The sequence below is a fragment of the uncultured Acidaminococcus sp. genome (assembly GCA_900538365.1).
In the GTDB taxonomy this organism is placed as follows: domain Bacteria; phylum Bacillota; class Negativicutes; order Acidaminococcales; family Acidaminococcaceae; genus Acidaminococcus.
The window spans coordinates 1-4,714 of record UPXT01000071.1 but is presented as its reverse complement, the minus strand read 5'-3'; the positions used below and the strand labels follow the sequence as shown (position 1 = coordinate 4,714).

Sequence of the window (4,714 nt, the reverse complement as noted above, 5' to 3'; positions counted from 1 at the left end):
CCCTTTATTTTGCAAGGACTATTTTTCCCTACCGAGAAACATTTTACGCTTAGTGCCCTCCCAAGGACTGTCCTTATAGCGACGACGAAACTCCTTCTTTAGATACGTTTTTTTCTTTCTTTTACATTATGGGTAGATTGCTATATTTTTAATTGACTATTGTAACGAGGAGGAATAAAATAGAGTCATTCATGACATAACTATGGATTGCATACAAAGTGCAATCATCGTTACTATGTATTTGAGAGGGGTTTGAAAAACTATGAAGTACCAATTAGCAAGCCGCATGGCCGGCATGAAAGCATCGGCCGTCCGTGAAATCCTGAAAGTAACCCAGCGTCCGGAAGTTATCTCCTTTGCCGGGGGGCTTCCAGCACCGGAACTTTTCCCGGTTGATGAAATCAGTAAGGTTGCCCAGGAAGTCTGCGCCGACGAAGGCCGCAAGGTCCTCCAGTATGCAACGACCGAAGGCCGGCCCACCCTGCGTCAGAAGATTGCTGACCGCATGAACAAGATTTATAAATCCGACCTCAAGATGGAAAACATCCTGATTACAACAGGTTCCCAACAGAACCTTGATATGGCCGGCAAGATTTTCCTGAACCCTGGCGACGTGGTCCTCATGGAAGCTCCGACCTATCTTGCCGCCATCAACGCTTTCAAGGCTTACGAATGCACATTCAAGGAAGTCCCGACCGATGATAAGGGCATGATTCCGGAAGCACTCGAAGAGATCCTTGAAACGACGGAAAATGTCAAGCTTGTATATGTCATTACCGACTTCCAGAACCCGACGGGCATCTGCTGGCCTGTGGAACGCCGCAAAGCCTTCATGGAAATCATGGCAAAATATGACATCCCTGTTCTGGAAGATAACCCCTATGGGGAACTTCGTTACGAAGGGACGACAAATCCCTCGCTCCTCAGCATGGATCAGCGCGGTCAGGTCATGGGCATGGGCACCTTCTCCAAGACCTTCTGCCCGGGCCTGCGTATCGGCTGGCTGGCCTGCTCCACGGAAATCATGCCCCAGTTCGTCAAAGTCAAGCAAAGTGCGGACCTTCATTCGTCCGCTTTTGATCAGGCCATCATTGACCGCTATATGGACGAATTCAGCCTGGATGAACATGTAAGGGAAATCAATGCCCTTTATGGTCATCGCCGCGACCTCATCATCCAGTGCATGGAAAAAGAATTTACCGACGGCACAACCTGGACCCATCCTGAAGGCGGCCTCTTCCTGTGGCTCACCTTCCCAGAAGGGGTCTCGGCCCGCAAAGTCTTTGATAAATGCATTGAAAAGAATGTCGCCGGCGTCCTCGGGGAATTCTTCTACCCGACAACAAAGAGCGACCGTCATATGCGCATCAACTACTCCAATATGCCAGATGACCGTATTAAAGAAGGCATCCGCCGCATGGGTGAAGCCTTGCGCGAAGTGGCCGCAGGAAAGTAAGGAAAAGAAAAGGGCTCGCTCTCTGCTGTTTCGCATCAGAACGCTCCCTGGATAAGCGCCCTGCACGAGCTCTTCCTTTGCTTTTTCTAAGGCACATGGAAACTTGCGAATCGTTCAGCGATGCGCTTACCGCCTTGGCAAAGGAGGATCGAGGCCTTGCACCCAGTTCAGAGGGAAAAGACGAAGGCCGTCGTTCCATCCATTATCCTTTCCTTATATTTCAAAAGATTCGCCTCTTACAAAAGTCAAATCAACACAATAAGCCCTAGACTGAACCCAGATTGACGTTCAGTTTAGGGCTTATCTTTTGGTCTTTATTTCACGGTCTCTTGCGTTAAGGTCTTTTACCTTAGAAACGAAAAAAGCCGTTCCGCCTTACCAAAGCGATGCAGAAAGGTTCGTCTTGTTTTTCCCTTCCGTTCTTGTTTCTATTTAGCTTTTTGGGGTATGGCTCCAGATTGGGCCAGATGCTAGGAAAAACGCAAATTAGACTGGCGACGCCGTACAACGAATGTTCCATACCGCGAGGAAACCTGAGTCTTTTTGACAACGCCGATGGGCCGATATGGGCCTCAGGCGAATCAGGGTTCCTCTAAAAAACCAAAAAAATTCCAAGAAGTGCCTCGCCCAAGGGCTCCATTTTTCAGGCGTCTTTAACATGAGATTGTGGAACGTGAGTTCTTACGAATCGTCATACCTTCCTTGCGCTCATAAGAATCTGTTCTCAAGCAAGGAAGGCACGCCGCCACATGGAATCCGAGCGATTTGTGCTCCGAGTTAAAACGTAATCAATTCCATCCCCCACAACAGCCCCATGATGACCGGCTGATGCAGCAGATAGATCCATAGGGACTTTCTGCCCAATTTGCGCAGAAAAGGGATGTCTTTTTGCAAAAGGTTCGGTATGAATCCTTCTTTGAGCCACAAGGCTCCCACGGCAGAAGCAGCCCCAAAAAGGCCCCACCAGGGAACCATAGGAAAATAATCCGACGAATAAAAGTCCCTTGGCGGGAACCCCCAAAAGGCACTGAAAAGACCGAATCGGGTAAGTGCCGCCGGTAAGGCAGGACCCACCATCCGTTCAAAGCCCCAACTCCCCCGCGGCGCGTTGCGCAAAAAGAAAAAGAGGGCGCCGCAGAAAATAGCTGCGCCTCTGGGCTTTTTCTCCATGACAGGCCAAAGGCAAAGCGTCAGCAGGGACGCTGCACCAAGGAAGAAAAGCACGCCAAAATAAATGGGTTCATGGGGCATGGCCTGCCGCGTCACAAAGGTGATGGCTGACCCCCACCCCACAAGGACGAGACGGCTTTTCGCCGTCCTTTTCCGTCCTTTCTTTTTGATTTCAAGGGCAAGCGCCGCCCCGCTCACAGCGATGAAGACCCAGCAGATGCTCTGCTGCCAAAGGTACCCCGCCGTTCCTTCATACCAAGGAAGGCTGCAGCCGCCCAAATAGACGGCATCCCACAGCAGGTGGTAGAGCGTCATGGAGCAGATGGAAAACCCGCGCAGGGCGTCAAGAAAGGGATAGCGCATGAATACCTGCCTTACCCTTTATGGGAATCACGGGGCCAGCATGGCGTATGGATCCCAAGGAGGCCGCCGTCAAAAGGCTCCGTACTGCCGCTTACAAAGTGTTCTTTGCTCTTTAGGACATAGGCAAAGCCACGGTAAAGAAGCGGCACGTTGACATAGCAAAGGATGATATTGGCAAGATCCGAGAAAGCCCAGAGGTTTCCCAGATCATAGCCTGCAATATTGACCAGGACGCCGAAAAGGGCAACGCCTAGGGCAAGAATGCGGACCGTTATGAAAAGGCCCTGACTTTTTCCCATACGGGCAGCCGCAATTTCCGAAAAGGAAATCATGCCCACAAGGCAGGTATAGGCAAATAGACAGAAGCAAAGCGTCAGGGCAAAATTGACTGCGGCGTGGAAGGTCGCTGTCGGGACCAGTTCCGAAACAGAAAGAAGGTATTTCGGGAGCTTTCCTGCATCCTGCCAAAGGGCGGGATCCTTATCCCAAGCATGGGCCATGATGACGATAAAACCCGTCATGGTGCAGATGATATGCGTATCAAGAAAGACGCCGAGCGCAGAAAGGAGTCCTTGTTCACAGGGATGGCTGTCATCGGCTGCGGCGGCACTCATCGTAATGGTTCCCTGACCGGCTTCGTTTGACATGAGGCCGCGCTTGACGCCTTGGACCAAGACAGTCCCAAAGGTTCCGCCAAAAATGGCCGCCGGCGTAAAGGCGCCTTCCAGTACCGAACAAAAGAAATAGGGTACGCTGTCAAGGTTTACCGCAATGAGAAGCAGCGTCGTCCCTACATAGATAACCGCCATGACAGGAACCATACGGTCCGTTACTTTCGTGACCTTTCGAATGCCGCCAAAAGTCAGGATGGCCGTAAGGCCAATGACAATAGCTGCCGCCGCATAATAGAAGGCCGATTGTGTGGCAATGGAACTACCTGTCACGATCTCGGCCATGGTGCCAAGAGAAGAGACGACATTATATCCTTGGGCAGGCAGACAGCCCAAAGCGTAGAAAATATAAAGGCCCGAAAGGAAGATTCCTACAGCAGAACTTCCTTTAAGAAGGGCACTGCCGTAAAAAGGAAGACCGCCGACAAATTCCTGACTTTTCCGCTCCTTGAAGAGCTGGGCCAGCGTTCCTTCAACAAAAGCCGTAGCCATACCGAAAAAGCCGGATACCCACATCCAAAAGATGGCCCCCGGACCCCCAACGGAAATGGCCCCTGTGACGCCAAGGATATTGCCCGGGCCAACACGCATGGCAGAGCTCAGCATAAAGGCGGCAACAGGAGAAATCCCCGTATCGGCTTTATTATGCGCCATGAGGCGAATGGCCCGCGGCAGACCTTTTACTTGGATAAAGCCAAGACGCAGGGTAAAGTAGATCCCACTTCCCATTAGCAGCACGATAGCAAGGGAAAAAGAGCCCAAGATGGGCAGGGACTTATAGGCAGGAATCATCGTCGGCACGTCCCAGAAAAAATCACTGAGGGGGCCAACAAACTTAAGGACCGAATTGATCCACTGAAAGAGGTTCTCCATCTGCATCGCTCCCTTTTCTGCAACAAAATTGATAGAATTGTTTTCAGATGGTTCCATTTTACAGCAAAATGGAGAATTTTTATAGATTTTCCGTGTCAAATCCATGAAATATGGTAAAATAAAAAAGGTTCGTTGTAAAATGAAGTTGAACAGTTAATCAAAAACAAAAATCCATAGCGAC

3 protein-coding genes are annotated in these 4,714 nt (G+C 50.4%); 1 reads left to right on the top strand and 2 read right to left on the bottom strand.

Annotated features, from left to right (window positions below; all coding sequences use genetic code 11):
- The first annotated feature begins 262 nt into the window (after positions 1-262).
- On the top strand, positions 263-1,456 hold the full coding sequence (locus QZQ08_RS09590) for a PLP-dependent aminotransferase family protein (protein WP_296331401.1): 1,194 nt from the start codon (positions 263-265) through the stop codon (positions 1,454-1,456).
- Between the two features lie 777 nt (positions 1,457-2,233).
- Here the strand turns inward: QZQ08_RS09590 and QZQ08_RS09585 are convergent.
- Both QZQ08_RS09585 and QZQ08_RS09580 read right to left on the bottom strand, forming a co-directional pair.
- Positions 2,234-2,989, bottom strand: coding sequence for a heparan-alpha-glucosaminide N-acetyltransferase domain-containing protein (locus tag QZQ08_RS09585; protein ID WP_296331397.1), 756 nt, complete (start codon positions 2,987-2,989; stop codon positions 2,234-2,236).
- An 11-nt stretch (positions 2,990-3,000) separates the two neighbouring features.
- Positions 3,001-4,533, bottom strand: a complete 1,533-nt coding sequence (locus QZQ08_RS09580) for a sodium:alanine symporter family protein (RefSeq protein ID WP_297899219.1) — start codon at positions 4,531-4,533, stop codon at positions 3,001-3,003.
- Positions 4,534-4,714 lie beyond the last annotated feature (181 nt).

Coding starts and splice junctions, on each gene's coding strand:
- QZQ08_RS09590 (WP_296331401.1), top strand. CDS start 263: ATGAAGTACCAATTAGCAAGCCGCATGGCCGGCATGAAAGCATCGGCC.
- QZQ08_RS09585 (WP_296331397.1), bottom strand. CDS start 2,989: ATGCGCTATCCCTTTCTTGACGCCCTGCGCGGGTTTTCCATCTGCTCC.
- QZQ08_RS09580 (WP_297899219.1), bottom strand. CDS start 4,533: ATGGAGAACCTCTTTCAGTGGATCAATTCGGTCCTTAAGTTTGTTGGC.